The organism is Azospirillum sp. A26 (assembly GCF_042604635.1).
Classification (GTDB): domain Bacteria; phylum Pseudomonadota; class Alphaproteobacteria; order Azospirillales; family Azospirillaceae; genus Azospirillum; species Azospirillum palustre.
Genome location: NZ_CP170473.1, coordinates 578,220 through 599,510 on the forward strand (window position 1 = coordinate 578,220; position 21,291 = coordinate 599,510).

Sequence of the window (21,291 nt, forward strand, 5' to 3'; positions counted from 1 at the left end):
GCAATCGTCCGGTGCTCGGTCATGGAGCGGACCTTCGGCAGGGTGAGGTGAGGCGCGGTGCGACGGACGGTCCGGCTTAGAATTTCACCGTCATGCCGGCGATGAAGGAGCGCCCCGCCCCCGGCAGCGCGCCGACCGTGCCCCGGCTTCCCCCCGCCCGGAAATCGGCATAGTCGATGCCGCCCGCCGGCAGATAATACTGCCGGTTGAACAAATTCTCGACGCCGGCATCGACCCGGACATTGCCCCACTCGTATCCTGTCCGCAGATTGACCAGCGCATAGCTGGGCGTCTTCGGCTCGTTGCGCGCCGCTTCCACCCGGTCCTTGCGGGCGGTCGCCTGCAACTCGACAGCGCTGTTCCAGCCGCCCAGCCGGTGCTCCATCGTCAGCAGGGCGTTCAGCGGCATGATGTGATAGAGCGCGTCGCCGGTGTCGAGGTTGCGGCCATGCACCCAGCCGACCACGCCGGACAGGCGGAAGGAGCCGATCCTGTCATCCTCGTACAGCCCGGCCGCCGCCGACAGGTTGGCGCCGACCAGGATGGCGTCATGGTTGGCGAAGCGCAGCTTGACGAAGCCGTTGCTCAGCGTGCCGATCCGCTCGACGTCGATGAAATCCTGCACATAGGTGTAATAGGGGGTCAGCTTGACCTCCCAGGATTTGCGGGCGGCATCGTGCAGTGACAGGGTGGTGCTGACGGTGTTGGCGACCTCCGGCTTGAGGTCGGGGTTGCCGACATAGCCGTTGGCGTCGCCGAACCAGCCGTTCATGCTGCTCGACATCCCGCCGGTGCCCCAGGCGTAGCGCTCGTAAAGGTTCGGCGAGCGGGTCTTGCGGGCATAGCCGGCTTCGATTGCGCTGGTGTCGGAGGGGGTGTAGCGGACCAGGGCCGTCGCGTCGAAATTGACGTCGGTGCGGCCACGGCCGCGGGCGTTGAAGGCGCGCGCGTCGGCCGCATCGGGGTTGGCCATCGGCATCATGCCCCCCATGCCCATGCCGAGGCTGTTCTGCCAGGAATAGGGCTGCACCGCGCCGGTGTCCATCCACACCACGTCGTTGCGCACGCCGAGCAGCGTCGTCCAGGCCGGCGACCAGGCGGCCTCCCACTCGGCGAAGGTGCCGAGGCGGTTGCGGGTGCCGTCCTTGACGTTCCAGTAGGTCAGCGGACTCATCATGCTGCTGCCGGCCACCGGGTCCCACCAATCGTCGAGATGGGTATGACGCAACTCGGTGCCGACGCGCAGGGTGTCGCGTGCCGACAGCGGCAGCGTCGCCTTGAGCGAATAGCCGGCGTCGGTGGTCAGCGTGTCCATCGGCATGCCGCCGCCGGCGCTGCCACCCTTGTCCTCCAGGAAATTCATGGTGTGCCGCGTCCGCCGCCAGTTGGCGCGGGCGTCGAGCGTTCCCCAGTCGAAGGCCCCTTCGTACCGGCCGTTCAGGAAGACGGTGCGGTTGTCGGTCAGATCCATGCGCTGGGTGGGAAAGCCCTGGTAGGGCATGGTCTGGATGCCGCCCTGCAGCGTAACCTGATGCCCGTCGCGGCGCGCCCCGAACGTCACCGCATTGTCCTGCATGTTGTAGAGGGTCGAGCGGACGGTCTGGCCGTTGCCGGCCTTGTAGTTCCCGGCCCGGCTCCAGGATCCGCTGTAGCCCAGGCTGAGGCTGTCGGTGGCGACGGACGCCTCGGCGGCCCCCGTCACGCCGCGGCCGTTGGACCGGTAGGAGGCCGACAGCTTGCCCTCGCTGTGCACCGCCTCGCCCGCCGGAGCGAAGACCGGAGGCGCGCTTTCGGCGGCGATGGTGCCGGCGATGCTGTCGCCGCCGGCGCTGACCGGCGTGATCCCGGCCAGGACCTCGATCTTGGACAGGCGCGTCGGCGTGATGGTGGACAGCGCCGGGTTCATCTGGTTGGGGCAGGCGGGGGCAATGGGCGCACCGTCGACCAGCACATTGACGCGGTCGGCACCCAGCCCGTTCAGCGCCGGCAGGCTCGACACGCCGCCATTGCCGTAGAGGCTGACGCCTGGCAGGCCGCGCAGCAGGGCCGCGACATCGCCAGTGGCGGGCCGACGGGCGGCCAGCCCATCCCCGCCCAGGGTGGTGCCGGCGGCCAGGGCATCGTCCGGGCCTGCGATCACGGAAATCGCCGGAAGCGATTGGGCAAGCGGCGTAACGGTCTGGGCGGAGACAGCGACGGGGAACAGTGCGGTGAGGGCAGCACCGGACAGCAGGGCAGCGCGCAGGGCGCCGGCCGCGGCGAAACGCAACATCATGAGATATCTCGATCTGAGGCCAGCCGAACACGGCCCCACGCCATCGGCGCGAAGAATGTGCAAGGCTGCAAACAGGGAAGGTCGGCAAGGGTGGATCGCCGCGAGGGACATCCCGCACGGCGATCCCGCAACTCCGGCCTCAGACCGGTGGCGCGCGGGCCTGGAGGGTGGAAAGGAACCAGCCGGCGGCGATCACGTCGCCGGGCAAGACTTCCGGGCTGTGGCGCCCGACCGACGCGCGCGTCATCCGCAAATCCGGCGGCGGCAGCGCCAGTCCGCCGATCAGCGGACAGAGCGGACAGGAACCGCCGGACATCAGCAGATCGCCTTGGCCCAAATCGCTCTCGTCGCCTGCCGGATCGCCTGCCATTCCGTGGTCGTCCATTACCACGGTCTTGAACCCGTCCGGCGTGCAGATGACGATCCGGCTGCTCTCGGCCGCAGTGGCGGATGCGATGACGGCGGGCATCCAGGCCCAGGCGACGACCTGCAACAGCAGCGCAATCGCACCGGCCGCAAGGCCGGCCCGTCGCGTGGGTCGCAGTCTGTCCTGGGTCGCGGTCATGCCGATCCGTGCATCGATCCATTTTGCGTGCAATCGCACGCATTGGGTGCGGGACATTAACCGAAGTGCCGCACTCGGGATCAGCGGCATTTTCCCGCAGGGCCCAGATCCGACGCCCGGCTTCGATGCCCGGTTCTGACGGCGAACTTCTCCTTGCAGACCGCAGGATGGCACGATATGTAACGTTATAACATAACATTTTGAATATGGACTCTCCGATGCTTTCGTTCGTTCGCAAAGCTTGACCGGGGGCGCCGCGTCGCTCATGAATGGTCCCGGTTCTGGTTCTTCCGGTGGTTCGCCGCCGGAAGCTAAGAGGGAACCCGGTGAGCCGCCGACCCTGCAAAGGGGAATGCGGTGAGGCCGGGGCTGCCCCCGCAACTGTGAGCGGTGAGCCGTACCGTCATTTCAAGCCACTGGCGCCCATCGGCGCTGGGAAGGCCCGACGGAACGGCGACGACCCGCAAGCCAGGAGACCTGCCAGCACCACAACGAAACGTCCTCGGGCGGGGTGTCCCGGTGGAACGCTTGCCATGCGTGTGCCCGGACTCCGCTCCGGTCGCGTCGCATGCTCCGCAAGACGTCCGCCATGCCTCCCCGTCCGCAAAGACAGGAAGCACGGATGGCGTCAGCACCCTTCCCCACAGAGGAACCGGTCCCTCCCCCCGCCATCACGGTGGAACGGTTGAGCTGCCGGCTGGCCGACCGCATGGTCCTGTCGGACATCGGCTTTTCGGTTCCCGGCGGAGAAATCCTCGGCATTCTCGGGCCCAACGGCTCGGGCAAGACCACGCTGCTGCGCTGCCTCGCCGGCCTGCAAACCCCGTCCGCCGGCCGGGCCGTCATCGACGGCGACGATCCGCGCGCCCTGCGGCCGGTCGAACTGGCCCGCCGGCTGGCGCTCCAGGCCCAGGATTCCACCGCCGCACTCGGCTTCACCGTGCGCGACGTGGTCGGCATGGGGCGGCTCGTCCACCGCCGCTCCCCTTTCGCCGGGGCCGGGGCGGAGGACAGCGCCATCGTCGAGGACGCGCTGGACCGGCTGGAACTGTCCGGGCTGGCCGGGCGTGCGGTCGAACAGCTGTCGGGCGGCGAGCGCCAGCGGGTGATGATCGCCCGCGCCCTGGCCCAGCGTCCACGTATCCTGCTGCTCGACGAACCGACCAACCATTTGGACATCCACCACCGTTTCGCCGTGCTCGACCTCGTGCGCGCGCTCGGCATCACCGTGGTGGCGACGCTGCACGACATCGAGTTGGCGGCCCGCTGGTGCGACCGCATCCTGCTGCTGGCCGACGGACGGCTCCAGGCCGATGCCGCGCCGGAGGAGGCGCTGACCCCCGACCGGCTGACCGCCGTCTACCGCGTCGCCGCGACGGTGGACCGCCGCCCCCAGGACGGCCGGCTGCGCATCGACCTGTCGCCCCTGACGGAGTCACCACGATGAGACGCATTCTCCGGGGCGTTCCGCCTTTTGCCCTGGCCCTCGCCCTGCAAGCCGGCGCCGCCCTTGCCCAATCCTATCCGGTCGAGGTCGCCAACTGCTTCCAGACCGCCCGCTTCGCCGCGGCGCCGAAGCGGCCGATAGTCCACGACACCAACATGACCCAGACCATGCTGGACCTCGGCCTCGCCGACCGGCTGGTCGCCGTTTCCGGCATCGAGGGGGTGGAGCACCGGCTGGTCGCCGCGCCGGGCGTGGTCGCGGCGCTGCCCCGGCTGCCCGACCGCGCGCCGACGCTGGAGGCGGTGCTGTCGGTCAATCCAGACTTCCTGTTCGCCGGCTGGAGCTATGGCTTCAACGAGGCGCGCGGCTTCACCCCGGCCCGGCTGGCCGAGATGGGCGTGGCGACCTACACGCTGCGGGAAAGCTGCATCCGCATCGGCCCGCGCGAGCCGATCGGCATGGATACGCTCTATGCCGATCTGCTGGCGCTGGGCGCCGTCTTCGGCGTGACGGAGCGTGCCGAGGCCATGGTCACCGATTTCCGCCGCCGGGTCGCTGCCGTCACCGAGCGTGTCGGTGCCGTCGCCGACCGGCCGCGCGTGATGTATTGCGACCAGTGCCACACCGACGCGGCCCCCTTGTCGGTGGGGCGCGAAGGAATGACCAGCCTGCTGATGGAGCTGGCCGGCGGGCGCAACATCTTCGATGACATCCCCGACAGCTATGTCCGGGTGAGCTGGGAGGAGATGGTGCGGCGCGATCCACAATGGATCATCGTCAGCGCCCACCGGATCCCGGCCGAGGACGCCATCCGCCATCTGACCTCGGCACCGCAACTGGCCGACGTCGAGGCCGTGCGCAAACGGCAGTTCATCGTGCTGACCTATGCCGAGCAGACACCCTCCACCCGCAATGTCGAGGCGCTGGAGCGGATGGCGCGGACCCTGCACCCGGAGCGATTCACACCATGAACCGCTCCCGCCTGCTGGGCCTGTCCCTGCTCCTGGCCGCCGTGCTGGCCCTGTCCGTGGTGGCTGCCGTCGGCTTCGGCGCCGCCCGCGTCCCCATCCCGAAGGTCTGGGCGGTCGTCCTGCACGAGTTGTGGCCGGCGCTGGCCCCGCCCGCCGACGCCAGCCGGGCCGAGCGCAACATCGTCTGGGAATTGCGGGTGCCGCGCGTTCTGCTGAGCGCGCTGGCCGGGGCCGGACTGGCGGCGGTGGGAGCCGTGCTTCAGGTGCTGACGCGTAACCCGCTGGCCGACCCCTATCTGTTCGGCGTGTCGGCCGGAGCCTCGGTGGGGGCGGTGACCGTTCTGCTCTACGCCGGTGCGGTCGCCGGAATGCTGGGTTTGCCGGTCGCCGCCTTCCTCGGTGCGCTCGCGGCGATGCTGGTCGTCTTCGCCGCGGCGCGCGGGCGCGACGGCGTGGTGACCGGTGAAAGGCTGGTGCTGACCGGTGTCGCGGTCGCCTTCATCCTGCACGCCGTCACCAATGTCCTGATCGTCCTGGCGACGGATCGCGGCGCCGACGCCGCGCTGTTCTGGATGATGGGCGGCTTCGGCACCGCGCGCTGGAGCGTGCTGCCCATTCCGGCGGGTCTGGTCGTCGGCGGTCTGCTGTGGCTGTGGCTGCGGGCGGAAACCGTCAACACGCTGGCGCTGGGCGACGACGCGGCCCGCTCGCTCGGCACCGATCCGGGCCGCCTGCGGCTGGAGCTTTTCCTCGTCACCGCCCTGATGACCGGGGCTCTGGTGTCGGCCTGCGGCGGCATTGGCTTCGTCGGGCTTGTGGTGCCCCACATCGCGCGGATGCTGGTCGGCGGACATTTGCGGGCATTGCTGCCGGTGGCCGCGCTGGGCGGGGCGCTGCTTCTGCTGTGGGTGGACGTCGCTGCCCGGTCCCTGTTCGCCCCGCGCGAGATTCCGGTCGGCATCGTCACGGCACTGGTCGGCGGCACCTTCTTCCTGTGGCTGATGCGGCGGAGAGGCACGCTATGACGGAGACCCCGGCGAACCCGCCATCCAGGCGCGCCATCGTCTTGTACGGGCGCGCCTCCTTCGACCATGGGCAGAACCTGAAGGCGCTCGCATCGGCTCTGGCCGCCCGGCAGGCGGCGCGCGGCGAAACCGTTACGGTCGCAACCGCCTATGCCGACCTGTCCGGCCCCGCATTGCTCGGCGTGCTTGCGGATCTGGAGCGGGACGGCGTGGCCGAGGCTGTGGTCATTCCCGCCATGGTTCCGTCCGACCCCAGCCTGTCGGCGTGGCTGCCGGGCGCGCCCAGCCATTGGGCCACGACGACCGGCACGGCGATGGCCGGCACCGCGATGGCCGTCCGGCTGGCGCCGCCGGTTGAAAGCGCGCTCGACCTGCCCGCCGCCCTCGACCGCATCGCCCTCAACTCCAATGCCGGCGGGCCGGCGGATGCCCTTGCGAAGGATGTCCGCGGAACCCAGCCCAGCCTCGGCAAGCCCGGCTGGTCGGCGATCCCCGAACATGGCCGGCAGGTCTTTGTCTGTGTCGGCGCCCGCTGCCTGCATCGCGGTGCCGAGCCGCTGTACCAGCATCTGCGCGCGGCGATGAAAGGGCACCGCGCCCTGAACGCCGGTCCGCGCCGGGCGATGTGCGCGCGGACGAGCTGCCTTTACCCCTGCAACCGCGGACCGCTGCTGGTCGTCCAGCCCGACGCCGTCTGGTACGGCGACCTGACGCCCGCGAAGATCGACCGCATCGTCACCGGCCACCTGCTGTCTGACACACCTGAAACCGCCGACATCCTGCATCGCAACCGTCCGGCGGAGCGGGCGGAGGACGACCCCATGGGGTGATCCGGCCTCCCTGATCTCCGGCCGCCCGGTTTTTGCACCTCAGCCGACCGGCGCCTCCACCCAGCACTCCGCACTCCCGTCAGCCGCGAAGCACCGACTTCGCAGAATGCCCTCTCTCGTCCTTTTCCATCCTGGGGGATTGTCCATGTTTCCTGCCCATTCAGCCCACATCATTTCCGACCGGCACAATCGCTGGCGCTCCGGTTCGCTGGCGACGCTGCTTCTGGTCGCCGCATCCTTCGGCCCCGCGGCGGCCGGAGCGGCCGAATCCGAGCCGCCGGTCACCCTGGACCCGGTCACCGTCACCGGCCGGGCAACGGACGCCGCTGCCGCCGGGTTGGCGCTCGACCGGCCGAACACCGGCGGCAGCCGCCTCGGCCTGACCCCGCTGGAAACCCCGGCCAGCGTCGAGGTGATCGACGGCCGGACCATCCGCGACCGCGGCCAGACCAGCGTGACGGAGGCCGTCACCCAGAACGCCACCGGCTTCACCTCGCTGGCGACTCCCGGCAACGGCGGATCGTCGCTGGCGACGCGCGGCTTCGCCGGCCATGGCTCGGTGATGCAGCTTTATGACGGGACGCGGCTCTATGTCGGGTCGGGCACCGTCACCTTCCCGTTCGACGCCTGGTCGGCCGAACGCATCGAGGTGCTGCGCGGCCCGGCCTCCGTCCTCTATGGCGAGGGCGCCATCGGTGGCGTGGTCAATGTGGTGCCCAAGCGCCCGACCCCCGATGTCCGCAACGAGGCGACAGTCGCCATCGGCACCGACGGCACCCGGCGCGCCGCCTTCGGCAGCGGCGGTCCGCTGGGGGAAAAGCTGTCCTACCGGCTGGACGCCAGCGGCAACCGCTCCAACGGCTGGGTGGATCGCGGCGACACGAAGACTCTCGCGCTGTCCGGCGCGGTCAAGCTCCAGGCGACGCCGGATCTCGCCGTCACCCTGTCCAACGATTATGGCGACCAGCAGCCGCAGGAGTATTTCGGAACGCCGCTGATCGCGGGCAGCCTCGACCGCGCGCTGCGGCACCGCAACTTCAACGTGGCCGACAGCGACATCCGCTATCGCGACAACTGGACCCAGCTCAAGGCCGAATGGGCGGTGTCCGACGCGCTGACCCTGCGCAACACCGCCTACCACCTGACCAGCCACCGCCACTGGAAGGATGTGGAGAGCTACGCCTGGAATGCCGCCACCCGCAGCATCCAGCGCAGCAGCTACATCGAGATCTACCACGACCAGCGGCAGGTCGGCGACCGCTTCGACGCGACCTGGCGCAACAGCGTCTTCGGCATGAAGAACGAGATGGTCGGCGGCTTCGACCTGAACCGGATCGAGTTCAAGCACACCAACAACTCGCCCTATGGCGGGTCCAGCACCGTCGACCCGTTCGACCCGGCGCCCGGCCTGTTCCTCAACAGCGCCGGCACCTCTCCGCGCAGCCGGTCGCGCACCCGCCAATATTCCCTGTTCGCCGAGGATCGGCTGGCGGTGACCCCGCAGCTGTCGCTGGTCGGCGGCATCCGCTACGACGCCCCGACCGTGGAGCGTTGGGATCTGGTGGCGGGAACCGCCTACACCAGGGACTTCCGCGCCACCAGCTGGCGGACCGGCGCGGTGTACGAGGTCGTTCCCGGTCTGGCCCTCTATGGCCAGTACGCCACCGCCGTCGACCCGATCGGCAATCTGATCTCTCTGTCGCCGACGCAGAAGGACTTCGACCTGTCCACCGGCCGGCAGATCGAGATCGGCGTGAAGCACGCCTTCCTCGAAGGGCGTGGCGAGTGGACGCTGGCCGCCTACCGCATCGTCAAGGACAAGCTGCTGACCACCGACCCCAACCAGCCGGCGGTGACTGTGCAGGTCGGGCAGCAGTCCTCGCGCGGGTTGGAGGCGTCCCTGTCGCTCGGCCTGTGGTACGGTGTGCGGGTGGACGTGAACGGCGCGCTGCTGCGGGCCAAATATGACGACTTCACCCAGACGGTGTCGGGCCGCGCCGTGTCCTATGCCGGCAACGTACCGACCGGCGTGCCGGAGCGCACCGCCAACGTCTGGGCGAACTGGGCATTCCTGCCGGGCTGGAAGGTGCGGGCCGGCGTGCAGTATGTCGGCAAGACCTATGCCGACGCCGCCAACACCAGCGTCCGGCCTTCCTACACCGTGGTCAATGCCGGGCTGGATTACCGGCCGACCGACAACACCAAGCTCAGCCTGCGCGCCTTCAACCTGTTCGACGAGGTTTATGCCGTGGCCGGAAGCAGCGGCAGCTGGGTGCTCGGCCGTCCGCGCTCGGCGGAGCTGGCCTTCTCGATGACCTTTTGACCGCTCGGCATTCCGCCCGGGCGTCCCCTGTCACGCCCTCCGGTGCAGACCATGGTGCACGCACACACGCATACCGGCATTGCCGGCCGGCGGCACATCCATCTCCGCGCCATAGTCCTCGCGCATCATCTCCACAGTGATCGTATCTGCCGGCTGGTCGAAACGGGCGAGCCGGGGTCGAAGTGGCTTGGCATGTCCGGGTTGCATGATCGTCTTGGATGATCGACCTGTGTCGACCCAATCGCCGAGGCAACGGTAAAGAATCGCGAACGGCAAAAGACCGGAAACATCAAGAAGCCCGCCATGCGTGAGCACGACGGGCTTCTTGATGACTTGGTTGCAGGAGCAGGCAACCACCGAGGATTGCGGCTACCGGCAGTGGAGATTTGACGCACTCACTGAGATGGCATTGATTCTGTTCTCAAGAGTAACTTAACAATAGGATTTCGTGCCCAGAAGATTACCTCCCCGTACATCAGTTTCGAAGGAGGATACGGTCCAAGGCACCGACTGAGTGCCTGTTCCGTGACCAGACTGCCACTGGGAGGATCTTCCGCTCGGCCATCGAGGTGACGGGCAACACCCCGGAGACGACCGGCCCACCTTCCTGCTCCTCGGTATGGCAATGCCGGGAAAATGGATAGGTAACGGAGCCTTGCCACAGCACTTTGACGAAGGGAACTATCTGATCAGTTAGGGTGCGGAAAATAGGATAGGTGGATGTCGCCGCTCTGATCGAACCGACGGAAAGGGATGGCGCCGGACTGGTGCAGGAATAGCCATCGTCATCCACCACAAGCCTTTGACCGTAAAAGAAAAATTTCCGTTTCCGCATTCGCTGAAAAGGTCCGGGGAGCCGGTGCGGAGCATGATCCCATGGGATAGGTACCGCCCCGGATGTGAGGGGCAACCCTTATTGCCATGGTTGTAGTGCGAACGTTTAACTTTCCGCACAAGCAGCGTACGGCACGGGTCAAGACGGAAAACCGTGCGACGGTGAGCCCTCTTGCGCGAAGAAGGCTCCGGCTGCGGCACATATGGGCCGATCGACGGCCTTTCCCCATTCGACGGCATTCATAGTGGAAAGGGTTGGGTCATGATGCGCTTCCAAAGCGGCCTGGAACGGACAGCCAAGCTCGATGCGCTGGACAAATCCCAAGCGGTCATCGAGTTCAACCTCGACGGCACCATCATCACGGCCAACCAGAACTTCCTTGAAACCGTCGGCTACAGCCTGCCGGAAATCAGGGGACGCCACCACAGCCTGTTCGTCGATCCGGCGGAACGGGACTGCCCCACCTATCACCGATTTTGGGAAGACCTGCGCCAGGGCCGCTTCCAGACCGCCGAATACCGGCGGATCGACAAGCACGGCCGGGACTTCTGGATTCAGGCGAGCTACAACCCGATCGTCGGGCGCAACGGCAAGCCGACCAAGGTGGTGAAGTTCGCCACCAACATCACGGAGCAGAAGGTCAGGGCCGCCGACTTCCAGGGCCAGATCGACGCCATCAACAAGTCCCAGGCGGTCATCCATTTCGCGATGGACGGCACCATCCTCGATGCGAACGGCAATTTCCTGCAAACCCTTGGCTACAGCCTGGGGGAAATCCGCGGGCGCCACCATAGTCTGTTCGTCGATGTGGCGGAACGGGACTCTCCGGCCTACCGCCGCTTCTGGGAGGCGCTGGAACGCGGCGAATATCAGACCGCCGAATACAGGCGGATCGGCAAGGACGGGGTCGAGGTCTGGATCCAGGCGACCTACAACCCGATCTTCGATCCCAACGGCCGGCCGGTGAAGATCGTGAAGTTCGCGACCGACATCACTGCCAAAGTCAGGGATCGTCTGCATCGCAACGAACTCCATACGGAGATCGACACCGACCTCGGGGCGATCACCAGCGCCATCTCCACCGCCAACGGGCAGGCGGCCAACGCCGCCACCGTCTCGACCCAGGTCTCCTCCAACGTCCAGGCAGCGGCGGCGGGGGCGGAGCAACTGTCGGCGGCAATCGACGAGATCGGCCGGCGCATGAACGATGCGGCGGAGGTCACCGTGCGGGCGGTGGAGCAGGCGAACCGCACCGCCGCCATCATGGCCAGCCTGACTGAGGCGGCGTCCCGCATCGGCGACGTGGTCGGCCTGATCCAGCAGATCGCCAAGCAGACCAACCTGCTGGCGCTGAACGCGACGATCGAGGCGGCCCGGGCCGGCGAAGCCGGCCGCGGCTTCGCGGTTGTCGCCGGCGAGGTGAAGACGCTGGCCGGCCAGACCGCCCGGGCGACCGAGGAGATCACCGCCCAGATCGCCGGCATCCAGAGGGCGACCGGCGACGCGGCGACGTCGATTGGCGACGTGTCCGGCGTCATCGCCCACATGAACGAAATTTCCGCGGCCATCGCCTCGGCGGTGGAGGAGCAGACCATCGTCACCCGCGCGATGTCCGTCAACATGCAGGAGGCCGCGACGGGCGTCGGCGGCATCCGCGACAGCATGAACGAGATCGCCATCGCGACCGGCGTGGCGAACGACGCCACCCACAAGGTGAAAGTGATCTCCCACAGTCTGGTCGGGTGACCATCCACGCGGAGGAACCGACGCTGCACGCTTTTTGCGTGCTTCGGCATTCCGCTTCGACCCCGGGTCGATTTCAGACCGTCAAAGCCCGGGCAATCGCGTTTGAAAGCACGTCCGCGTGAGTGAGCTGCGGAATGTGCCCTTCCGCATCGATGATCTCCAATGAGCTTTCAGGTATCCGCGATTGCACATATTCACCGACGCTGACGGGCACAGCAGGATCGCCAACCGTTTGAATCAGGTGGCAGGGCACGGAGACCTGTCCGAGCACATCGCGGAAGTCGGAGGAAAAGATCATCAAAGCCAGGGACAGAGCGATATCCGGTCTCATCCGGAGGAGCCCATCGGCAAATTTCTGCACGGCCGGATGACCGGCGGGCTTCGCCACAACCGTCTTGGAGAATTCTGCGGCCCACTGCACATAGTTGGACGACATGCTGTCGATCAGATCATCGATATCCTTCCTGTCGAAGCCGCCCGTGTAATCGTCCTGGTTCATGTAGCAGGGCGACAGGCCGATGGTCACGATCTTCCGGAACAGGGATGGGTGCTCGATTGCCGCCAGGAGGCCGATCATTCCGCTGATCGAATGACCGACATAATAGCAATTTTTTGAATTCGTGTGCCTGACGATCCTTACCAGATCCTCCGCATACTGGTTCAACGAACGATACTTATGATGGTCGAAATGAGTGCCGGAGTCCTTTGTAAATCCTATCAAATCATACACGACGATGCGAAATTTCTTCGAAAAATGCGGAGATATCGAATTCCAGCAATTTTGATCAAGTCCAAGACCATGGGCAAATACAATCGTCTCCGGACCGGACCCATAAATATGGATATTATAAGAAATATACGGATCCTGTTCAGTCATCCGCGCCTCTCTTGCGTCGGTTGCCACTTGATCATCATGCGGAGGATTATCCAACCTTCATGCAATTGGATGGGCGAAATGTTCCAGGCAGATAGATTGATTGAAAGAACAGTGAGATGCAAGCAGCACTCTTTTGCATACTATAATATGCATTCCCTGCGAGGGGGACGGATCGACGGCAACAATGCCAGAGCATGCGCTGCGCTGTGAAGCGATTGGCAGCGATCTTTCCTACCGACTATATCACACTTGGATAGCGCAGATCTTCCCCCTGCGGTGATATGACCTTGCCGTGGTGGATAAAAGCACATCAAAAGATTAAGGATGACAGGAAGCGCAAAGCCGCTGCTTGGCTAGCCGAGAGTATCAGGAAATTCTGTGTGAAGGAAAATTTCATTTTTAAAGCTCCGTTCCTATGACGTCGCTGTTGGTACTGGGTACATAAACCGAAAAATATTCACGGCATTTGATAAGGGCTCTGGATAAAATGAAAATACGACCCAGACTAACTCTGGTATTCGTCAGTTCCATTTTACCACTGCTCGCTCTTGCCACATATCTCTGCATTTCCCTGATCACAGAAAAACAAAAGAATTTCGACGAAAAATTGTACAACATTGCCGGATCGGCAGCGGCCACCGTCGCACAGGAGCTGGACAACACTTTATCGCTGCTGAATTATTTGCGGGTCACTCAAGCATCGCGGATCGAGGATCACGACGAGCTGCGCCGTGTCGCCGACCTGCTGATAAAGGAACAGCGCCTGTCGAACGCCGTGGTGCTGGCCGATCCGTTCGGGAAGATGCTGATGCACACAGCGGCAACCCCGCAACAGGAATTGCCTTTCAACCGGTCCCTGCCCCTTTACGAAGCGATCCGCAACGATCCGCGGCCGATGATCTCCGACCCTTTCGTCGGACTGGTCCAAAGCGAGAGAATCCTGGCGGCGGCGGTCCCGCTGCGCTCGAACGGACAACTGGCCGGCGTGCTGGCCGCCACGATTCCGCTGCGGGCTTTATCGACCCTGATGGGAGCGCAGGAGCTTCCCAATGGCTGGGTCGTCGCCATCGCCGACCGCCGGGGCGCCGTCATCGCGCGATCCGACGGGGCCGATCCCGCCGGACAGCGGATCGACATCGCAGGCAATGAAGTGGGCATCGGTTTCGCCGTACTCCCGGCCCTGGGCCGGGACCATGCAGGGGGTGAAAGCCTGGCGACGCCGGACTGGCGGGTCTACTGCTTTGCGCCATCCGGCGATCCGACCCCGTTCCTGCGCCATTCCTACGCGATCTCCCTCATCATGGTGCTTGGCGGACTCGCCGCGGCGATGGCATTGGCGCTGCCGCCGATCCGCAGGCTGGACACCGAAATCCGAGCGCTCGGCACCCTGGCCTCCGGCCATGCCCGACAGCCGGTCCGCCAGGAGCGTTTCACCGTCGAAGAACTGGCGACCGCCCGCGACGCGCTGCTCGCGTCGGAACGGCACCTACGGGACCGCGAAGAGCAGCAACGCAGCACCGAGCAACAGCTCCGCAAGGCCTGGAGCGAGGCGGAAGCCGCCCGGCGCGAAGCCGAACGGGCCGGCCGGACCAAGACCGCCTTCCTCGCCGCGGCCAGCCACGACCTGCGGCAGCCAGCCCAGTCGATGCTGCTGTTCGTCGAGCTGCTGAAAATGAAACTGCGCGGACATCCGGCCGCCCCGCTCGTCGACTCCCTGCAGCAGACGGCGGATTCGCTGCACGTCCTTCTGAACGGCATCCTCGACATCTCGAAGATCGACGCAAACTTCGTCCGTACCGATCTGGTGTCGGTCGAGCTTGCCGCGATCCTGCGGGACATCAAGGCGGAATTCGAGGATCAGGCCGCCGCCCGCGGCCTTTCGCTGCGCGTCCTGGCCTGCGACGTCACCATCCGCACCGATATCCTGCTGATGACGCGCATCCTGCGGCATCTGGTCGAGAATGCGCTGAAGTACACCGACAAGGGCGGCGTTCTCGTCGGCTGCCGCCGCCGTGGCGCGACGATCCGGATCGACGTCGTCGACACCGGCCACGGAATTGCCGAAGACCATCTGGACGCCGTCTTCGAAGAGTTCTTCCAGATCGGAAACCCCAGCCGCGACCGCAAGCGCGGCACCGGGCTCGGGCTCGCCATCGTGCGGAGGCTGGCCGCCGCGCTCGAACACCCGATCGAACTGTCCTCCCGCCCCGGCCGAGGCTCCCGCTTCTCCGTCGCGGCGATGGAGGTCCGACAGCGGCCCTCCGGTAGCCGCACCATCGCCAGCCATGGCCCCGGCGCCGACCGGCTCCCGCTTCCCTTCCCCGACGCGGAAGGCGTGCGCAATCCGCTGCTGGTGATCGTCGATGAACTCTATGTCCGTACGGCGATGTGCACCGTGCTGACCGAATGGGGGTTCGACGTGGTCGAGGCCGCGTCGCATCAGGAGGCCGTCCGGTCGCTCGGCGGCCGTCGGCCGGGCATGGTCATCGCCGAACACAGGCTCGGCGACGGCGAGAGCGGCAATGCCACCATCGCCGCCGTCCGGGAGCGGTACGGCACCGATCTGCCGGCGGTGATCATCAGCGCCGACCTCTCGGCGCTTTCCCGTGCCGCCGCCGACGAGGCGAGGGCCACCCTGCTCGGCAAACCGGTCTCGCTGCATGAGCTGCGCAAAGTGATCCGCCGCGAATTGCAGCGCTCCTGACCGGTTGCTCGCAGGCTGCGGGCGATCCCGGGCTGCGGGCAACCGGATAGAGCCGGGACTATCCAACACCTATCCGTTTTCCCGAGCCAGCTATCCCCTGCTGTCCGCGACGCAGCCCGCCCGGAAGGGGTATCACTGGGGGAGGAAATTATCCTCTCCACCAACCGCGCCGTCCATAGCATCGCCGGTACGGCATCGGCAACGTCAACCCGGGCACCACGCCGTCTAACACAGCCATGCCGCGCCAGGAGGGATCCGGGCGTGAACGCCCCCGGTCTGCCGGACCGGAGGCCATGGTCACGGGTTTCCCTCCGGCTGAACAGGATCGCCACACCGATGACAGCAACGGACATCGAACCGGCCGCCAAAGGCAGCGAGGCAACGCTCCATCTGCAAGTGGTTGCCATGTCGGCCGTGGTGAATCTGGCGGCTCTGGGAATGCCGCTGGCCGTTCTGCAGGTCTACGACCGCATCATTCCGAACCATTCGGAGCAGACGGCGGCGGTGATGGTGGCGGGGGTGACGCTCGCCGTTCTCGCCGAGGCGGTGCTCCGCATCACGCGCTCGCACATCCTGGGACGGATCGCCACCCGGTTCGAGCGGGTGATGAACCGCAGGGCGGTCGCCCACCTGTTCGCCACCGACCTGAAGACCTTCCAGTCGCAGTCGACGGGCACCCATCTGGAACGGCTGGGCGCCGTCGCCACCCTGCGCGACCATGCCTCCGGCCAGACCCTGCTGGCGCTCTACGACATTCCCTTCGCCGTCGCCTCGCTGGTTCTGATCGCCTATTTCGGCGGCCTTCTCGTCGCGGTCGCCTGCTGCGGCCTGCTGGCGATGGCCCTGCTGGCGGTGGCGGTCGGCCGGTCGGCCCACAAGGCGCAGGCCGAGGTCGCCCGCGCCGAGGACGAACGGTCCGGCTTCATCATCGGTGTCTTCTCCGGCATCCAGTCGGTCAAGGCGATGGCGCTGGAACTGCCGCTGCTGCGCCGCTACGAGGCTCTGCAGGCACGCCGCCTCGCCGCCCATGCCACCGCGGAACTGGATGCGCAGCACCTGACCGAGGCCGGGCAGTTCGTCGCGCAGCTGAGCAGCTTCGCCACGGTGGCCTTCGGCAGCCTGCTGGTGCTGGACGGCGCGCTGACCGTCGGCGGGCTGTCCGCCTGCACCCTCCTGGTCGGCCGCACCCTGGCGCCGGCGCAGGGGCTGATGGCCCTCTGGTCGCGCCGCCAGCCGATGAAGGTAGCGACGAAGAAGCTGGAGGAACTCTTCGCCCTCCCCGTCGAGCCGCCCTCCACCGGCATCCTCGACGCCGCCACCGCCCGGCCCGACCTGCGCTTCGAGGATGTCGACTTCGCCTTCACCGACCGTCCGGTGCTGCGTGGCATCGACCTTGCCGTCGGCCAGGGCGAGGCCGTCGCCCTGGTCGGCCCGACCGGCGGCGGCAAGTCCACTCTGCTGGCACTCGCCGCCGGCCTCTACCGGCCCACCGCCGGCCGGGTGCTGCTCGACGGGCTGCCGCTGGAGGTCTACGACCCCGTCACCCTGCGCCGCAGCATCGCCCTGCTGTCACATCGCGAGACCCTGTTCCGCGGCACGGTGATCGACAACATCACCATGTTCCGGCCCGATGCCCTTCCGGCGGCGATGGCCGCGGCGGAGCGGGTCGGCATCGTCGGGGCGATCAACGCGATGCCGCACGGCTTCGCCACCATCGTCGGCGACGGCGCCACCGAACCGATGCCCCGCGGACTGGCCCAGCGCATCGCCATTGCCCGCGCCCTGGTGCAGAAGCCCAGGCTGATCCTGTTCGACGACGCCAACGCCGCCGCCGACGACGAGGGCGACCGCGTCCTGCTGTCGCTGATGGCGGAGATGCGCACCCACTGCGCCATGCTGTTCGTCAGTCACCGCCCGCTGATGCTGAAGCACGCCACTTCGATCTTCCGTCTGTCCGACGGCCATCTCGACCGCAGGCCGGAGCTTGCCGCATGACCGATATCCTCGATCCCGACCTGCTCGATCACGGCATGAATGGGCGGGCCATGCCGTGTGCTCCGGCCGGCAGCCCCCTTCCTCCCGCGGTCCGGGCGCCGGACCGGACCGGCCCCGACCTGACCGCGGCCCTGCTCCTGCTGCTGCGGCGGCTGGGCTGGATCGGCAGGCCGCAGGACGTCACCGAGGCAATGCCCTGGGCGTCCGGAGGCGATCCCATCGCCGACCTGCGCGACGTCGCCGCCCGCCTCGGCTTCGGCAGCAGCATCCACGGCCCCCGCCGCTTTCCCGCCGCCGAGCTGCGCCGCATCCTGGCGGACGCCGCGGGCCGCGGCGGCGCCGTGCTCTATGTTCCGGGCGGACCGGGCAAGGGGGAGCGTCACGCCGGAGAGGCCGGGCTTCTCGAAACGGTGGACGGCGGCTTGCAGCTGCAACGCCCGAACCGGGCGCCGGAACCGGTCGGCGCGGCTCTGCCGGCGGGCAGCCTGATCGTGGCCGATGCCGCCGACGCCGAATGGGCGCCGCCCGCCGGCGAACGCCGGGCCTGGATGCGGGGCCGGATGGCCGCCGCCGCCCCGCTGGTCGGATCGGCCCTGGCCTTGACGCTGGCCGCCAACCTGCTGTCGCTGTCCAGCCCGCTCTTCGTGATGACCATCTACGACAAGGTCGTCGCCGCCGGATCGCTCCGGCTGCTGGTCGCGCTGTGCATCGGCGCGGTCGGCGCCCTGCTGCTGGAACTGGTCATGCGCCGCCTGCGCAGCCGCATCATGGCCCATGGCGGCGCCCGGCTCGGCTATGTCGTCGGCAACGCGGTCCTGGCCCGCCTGCTGCACCTGCCGAGCCAGATGACCGAACGCGTCGCCGTCGCCGCCCAGGTCGCGCGCGTCAAGGATCTGGACCGTGTCCGCGACCTGCTGACGGGTCCGCCGGCGCAGGCCTGCCTGGACCTTCCCTTCGCCGTCATCTTCCTGGTCGCCATCGCCGTCCTGTCCGGCTGGCTGGTGCTGGTGCCGCTGGCCGCCATCGTCCTCTATGCCGCCGCCGCCTGGCTCGGCAACGCCATGACCCGCACCCGCGTCGCCAGCGCCGCCGCCGCCGGGGCGCGCCGCCAGGAGCTGCTGCTGGAGATCGTCGAGCGGATGCCGGCCATCCGGGCGCTCGGGGCCACCGGAACCTGGAGCAGCCGCTACGACGCCGTCGCCGGCCGGATGGCGGAGGCCAACTTCCGCAACGCCCAGACGGCAACCCTGCTCTCCACCTTCAGCCAGACGCTGACCACCCTGACCGGCCTCGGCACGCTCGGGCTCGGCATCGGTCAGGTCCTGGCCGGGTCGCTGACCACCGGCGGTCTGATCGGCACCATGATGCTGGTGTGGCGCACCCTGGCCCCGGTGCAGAACGCCTTCCTCGCCAGCACCCGGCTGGGCCAGCTCCGCGCCTCGCTGAAGCAGGTCGAGACGCTGATGGCGACGCCGCCCGAGCGCAGCGAGTCGGTGCGGGCCGAGCGGGCCGCCGACATCCGCGGACAGGTCACCTTCTCCCACGTCACCTTCCGCTATGGCCGGGAAGCCGAGCCGGTGCTGGCCAACCTCGCCTTCGACGTTACTCCGGGCGAGGTGGTGGCCATTGTCGGCCGCAACGGCGGCGGGAAATCCACATTGCTGAAGCTGATCTCCGGCCTCTACAGCCCGCAGGGCGGCGCGGTCCGCATCGACGGGCGCGACATCCGCCAGTTCGACCCGATGGCGCTGCGCCGGTCCATCGCCTTCGTGCCGCAGGTGCCCCAGTTCTTCGACGGCACGCTGGCCGAGAACCTGCGGCTGGTCGCCCCCGGCACCAGCGAGGCCGACCTGCGCGACGCGCTGGACCGCGCCGGCGTGCTGGACGCGGTGGACGAGCTGCCGGACGGGCTGGAGACGCGGTTCGACACCCGCGATGCCGCCCTGCCGGCCGGCCTGCTGGCCCGGCTGTCCCTGGCCCGTACCTATCTGCGCGATGCGCCCATCGTCCTGCTCGACGAGCCGGCGGCCAGCGTCGATTTCGAGGGTGAGTTCGCCTTCACCTCGGCGGTGCACGCCTTCCGCGGGCGCTCCACCGTGTTCTTCGTCACCCACCGCCGCGGCCATCTGGCCATGGCCGACAAGGTGCTCATCATCGAGAACGGCACCACCCGCTATTTCGGTCCGGCGGAAAAGGTCCGCGACCGCATTCCGAAGGGGATGATCTGATGACCGAGATGACGACCAATCCCTCGATTGGCCCTTCGACCGCACCGGTGTCCGCCATCGGCCGCCGCGGCCTGCGCGCCCTGTTCGGCGGCGGCATCTCCGCCACCGACTTCGCCACCGAGGAGCTGGCCGGCGACCCCGGCGTCAGCCCGCTGGTGCAGGCGACCGCCCTGATCGTCGGCTGTCTGGTCGTCGGCACCGTCGCCTGGAGCGCGGTGACGCCGGTGCAGGAGATGGCCATCACCTTCGGCGAGATCGTCCCGGTCAGCGCCGTGCAGACGGTGCAGCATCTGGAAGGCGGCATCGTGCAGGAGATCCTGGTGCGCGAGGGCCAGGTCGTCGAGGCCGGCCAGCCGCTGATCCGCTTCAACAGCGTCAGCACCAAGTCCGGTCACGACCAGTTGCAGGCCCGCCGCACCTCCCTGTCGATCCAGGCCGAACGGCTGGCCGCCTTCGCCGGAGACCGGCCCGCCGACTTCGCACCCTTCGCCGGCAGCCCGGCCCTCGCCGCCGACCAGGCCCGCATGCTGGCGGCGCAGATCGAGGGGCGCGAGAACCAGCGCCGCGTGCTGAACGGCCAGATCGCCGAGCAGCGCTCGCAGCTCGCCGCCGCCAGGAGCCAGCGCGACCAGATCGCCGGCAACGTGCCCCTGCTGGAATGGAAGGTCGGCATGCGCAACGACCTGACCAGCAAGGGCTTCAATTCCAAGCTGATGGTGATCGAGGCGCAACGCGAACTGGCCGCCGCCCGCAGCGAGCAGCACCGGCTGGACGGCGTGATCGCCGGAACCAATGACGGCATCGCCGAAACCGAGGCCCGCATCCGCGAGCTGACCGGCAGGCTGCGGCAAGAGGCCCTCGACAAGCTGGGCTCCGTCAGCGCCGAGCTGGCCGAGCTGGACAAGCAGCTGGTCGCCCAGAGCGACCGGGTGGACCGCCTGGTCTCCACCGCCCCCGTCCGCGGCATCGTCCAGGAGCTGCCGGTCAAGAACGAGGGCGGCGTGATCGTCCCCGGCGGGATGGTCGCCAAGATCGTGCCGATCGACGACGAGCTGGTCGCCGACGTGCGCGTCTCCCCCCGCGACATCGGCTTCGTCACCCCCGGCCTTCCGGTCAAGGTCAAGATCGCCGCCTTCGACTATGCGCGTTACGGCCGGCTGGACGGCACGCTGAAGTCGGTGTCGCCGACGACCTTCTTCGACAAGGACAAGAACCCTTATTACCAGGGGCGGGTGACGCTCGCCGCCAACCATGTCGGCGACGGTGAGCGCCAGCATCTGCTGCTTCCCGGCATGACGGTCGAAGCCGACGTCAGCACCGGCGAGAAAACCGTCCTCCAGTATCTGCTGAAGCCCATCTACACCACCCTGGATGGCGCGCTGCGCGAACGCTGACCCCGGCACCCCCCGCCCCGGTTTCCCGCCCACGCGCACCGCCCTCCCCCTGCCCCTTCGCCGCACAGGACCCGTC

14 protein-coding genes and 1 riboswitch are annotated in these 21,291 nt (G+C 67.6%); of the genes, 10 read left to right on the forward strand and 4 right to left on the reverse strand.

Annotation, left to right across the window (positions count from 1 at the left end):
• Positions 1–76: 76 nt before the first annotated feature.
• Both ABNQ39_RS17070 and ABNQ39_RS17075 read right to left on the reverse strand, forming a co-directional pair.
• Entirely contained in the window at positions 77–2,275 is a 2,199-nt protein-coding gene (locus ABNQ39_RS17070) for a TonB-dependent receptor (protein WP_376961976.1), read from the reverse strand.
• Between the two features lie 139 nt (positions 2,276–2,414).
• Entirely contained in the window at positions 2,415–2,840 is a 426-nt protein-coding gene (locus ABNQ39_RS17075) for a DUF2946 family protein (RefSeq protein ID WP_376961978.1), read from the reverse strand.
• Positions 2,841–3,105: 265 nt separating this feature from the next.
• A riboswitch (cobalamin riboswitch) is annotated at positions 3,106–3,339 on the forward strand.
• Between the two features lie 123 nt (positions 3,340–3,462).
• Here ABNQ39_RS17075 and ABNQ39_RS17080 point away from each other — a divergent pair.
• The 5 genes from ABNQ39_RS17080 to ABNQ39_RS17100 all read left to right on the forward strand — a co-directional run bounded on the left by ABNQ39_RS17080 (position 3,463) and on the right by ABNQ39_RS17100 (position 9,436).
• Positions 3,463–4,287: an ABC transporter ATP-binding protein gene (locus tag ABNQ39_RS17080; RefSeq protein ID WP_376961980.1), complete on the forward strand. Its 825-nt coding sequence runs from the start codon at positions 3,463–3,465 to the stop codon at positions 4,285–4,287.
• A complete protein-coding gene (locus ABNQ39_RS17085) occupies positions 4,284–5,258 on the forward strand; it encodes an ABC transporter substrate-binding protein (protein WP_376961982.1) in 975 nt (324 codons plus the stop codon). The genes ABNQ39_RS17080 and ABNQ39_RS17085 overlap by 4 nt, the downstream gene beginning before the upstream one ends.
• Positions 5,255–6,283, forward strand: coding sequence for a FecCD family ABC transporter permease (locus ABNQ39_RS17090; RefSeq protein ID WP_376961984.1), 1,029 nt, complete (start codon positions 5,255–5,257; stop codon positions 6,281–6,283). The genes ABNQ39_RS17085 and ABNQ39_RS17090 overlap by 4 nt, the downstream gene beginning before the upstream one ends.
• On the forward strand, positions 6,280–7,113 hold the full coding sequence (locus ABNQ39_RS17095) for a (2Fe-2S) ferredoxin domain-containing protein (protein WP_376961986.1): 834 nt from the start codon (positions 6,280–6,282) through the stop codon (positions 7,111–7,113). Before ABNQ39_RS17090 ends, ABNQ39_RS17095 begins: the two co-directional genes overlap by 4 nt.
• 145 nt (positions 7,114–7,258) lie before the next feature.
• Positions 7,259–9,436, forward strand: coding sequence for a TonB-dependent receptor (locus ABNQ39_RS17100; RefSeq protein ID WP_376961988.1), 2,178 nt, complete (start codon positions 7,259–7,261; stop codon positions 9,434–9,436).
• 30 nt (positions 9,437–9,466) lie between these two features.
• On the opposite strand, the gene ABNQ39_RS17105 is transcribed toward ABNQ39_RS17100, so the two are convergent.
• Positions 9,467–9,751, reverse strand: a complete 285-nt coding sequence (locus ABNQ39_RS17105) for a hypothetical protein (protein ID WP_376961990.1) — start codon at positions 9,749–9,751, stop codon at positions 9,467–9,469.
• A gap of 781 nt (positions 9,752–10,532) precedes the next feature.
• Between ABNQ39_RS17105 and ABNQ39_RS17110 the strand changes: the two genes are divergently transcribed.
• A complete protein-coding gene (locus ABNQ39_RS17110; RefSeq protein ID WP_376961992.1) occupies positions 10,533–12,017 on the forward strand; it encodes a methyl-accepting chemotaxis protein in 1,485 nt (494 codons plus the stop codon).
• A 73-nt stretch (positions 12,018–12,090) separates the two neighbouring features.
• On the opposite strand, the gene ABNQ39_RS17115 is transcribed toward ABNQ39_RS17110, so the two are convergent.
• Positions 12,091–12,894 (reverse strand): alpha/beta fold hydrolase, encoded by an 804-nt coding sequence (locus ABNQ39_RS17115; RefSeq protein WP_376961994.1) that lies wholly within the window; start codon positions 12,892–12,894, stop codon positions 12,091–12,093.
• Positions 12,895–13,381: 487 nt separating this feature from the next.
• On the opposite strand from ABNQ39_RS17115, the gene ABNQ39_RS17120 reads away from it, so the two are divergent.
• The 4 genes from ABNQ39_RS17120 (at position 13,382) to ABNQ39_RS17135 (ending at position 21,215) form a co-directional block, all read left to right on the forward strand.
• Complete coding sequence (locus ABNQ39_RS17120) at positions 13,382–15,598, forward strand: hybrid sensor histidine kinase/response regulator (protein WP_376961996.1); 2,217 nt, start codon at positions 13,382–13,384, stop codon at positions 15,596–15,598.
• 336 nt (positions 15,599–15,934) lie between these two features.
• Positions 15,935–17,593 (forward strand): peptidase domain-containing ABC transporter, encoded by a 1,659-nt coding sequence (locus ABNQ39_RS17125; RefSeq protein ID WP_376961998.1) that lies wholly within the window; start codon positions 15,935–15,937, stop codon positions 17,591–17,593.
• Positions 17,590–19,821, forward strand: a complete 2,232-nt coding sequence (locus ABNQ39_RS17130; RefSeq protein WP_376962000.1) for a peptidase domain-containing ABC transporter — start codon at positions 17,590–17,592, stop codon at positions 19,819–19,821. Before ABNQ39_RS17125 ends, ABNQ39_RS17130 begins: the two co-directional genes overlap by 4 nt.
• On the forward strand, positions 19,821–21,215 hold the full coding sequence (locus ABNQ39_RS17135; protein WP_376962002.1) for an HlyD family type I secretion periplasmic adaptor subunit: 1,395 nt from the start codon (positions 19,821–19,823) through the stop codon (positions 21,213–21,215). Before ABNQ39_RS17130 ends, ABNQ39_RS17135 begins: the two co-directional genes overlap by 1 nt.
• Positions 21,216–21,291 lie beyond the last annotated feature (76 nt).

Bases quoted from the DNA above. Each gene is read 5' to 3' on its own strand.
- ABNQ39_RS17070 (WP_376961976.1), bottom strand. From the start codon at position 2,275: ATGATGTTGCGTTTCGCCGCGGCCGGCGCCCTGCGCGCTGCCCTGCTG.
- ABNQ39_RS17075 (WP_376961978.1), bottom strand. From the start codon at position 2,840: ATGACCGCGACCCAGGACAGACTGCGACCCACGCGACGGGCCGGCCTT.
- ABNQ39_RS17080 (WP_376961980.1), top strand. From the start codon at position 3,463: ATGGCGTCAGCACCCTTCCCCACAGAGGAACCGGTCCCTCCCCCCGCC.
- ABNQ39_RS17085 (WP_376961982.1), top strand. From the start codon at position 4,284: ATGAGACGCATTCTCCGGGGCGTTCCGCCTTTTGCCCTGGCCCTCGCC.
- ABNQ39_RS17090 (WP_376961984.1), top strand. From the start codon at position 5,255: ATGAACCGCTCCCGCCTGCTGGGCCTGTCCCTGCTCCTGGCCGCCGTG.
- ABNQ39_RS17095 (WP_376961986.1), top strand. From the start codon at position 6,280: ATGACGGAGACCCCGGCGAACCCGCCATCCAGGCGCGCCATCGTCTTG.
- ABNQ39_RS17100 (WP_376961988.1), top strand. From the start codon at position 7,259: ATGTTTCCTGCCCATTCAGCCCACATCATTTCCGACCGGCACAATCGC.
- ABNQ39_RS17110 (WP_376961992.1), top strand. From the start codon at position 10,533: ATGATGCGCTTCCAAAGCGGCCTGGAACGGACAGCCAAGCTCGATGCG.
- ABNQ39_RS17115 (WP_376961994.1), bottom strand. From the start codon at position 12,894: ATGACTGAACAGGATCCGTATATTTCTTATAATATCCATATTTATGGG.
- ABNQ39_RS17120 (WP_376961996.1), top strand. From the start codon at position 13,382: ATGAAAATACGACCCAGACTAACTCTGGTATTCGTCAGTTCCATTTTA.
- ABNQ39_RS17125 (WP_376961998.1), top strand. From the start codon at position 15,935: ATGACAGCAACGGACATCGAACCGGCCGCCAAAGGCAGCGAGGCAACG.
- ABNQ39_RS17130 (WP_376962000.1), top strand. From the start codon at position 17,590: ATGACCGATATCCTCGATCCCGACCTGCTCGATCACGGCATGAATGGG.
- ABNQ39_RS17135 (WP_376962002.1), top strand. From the start codon at position 19,821: ATGACCGAGATGACGACCAATCCCTCGATTGGCCCTTCGACCGCACCG.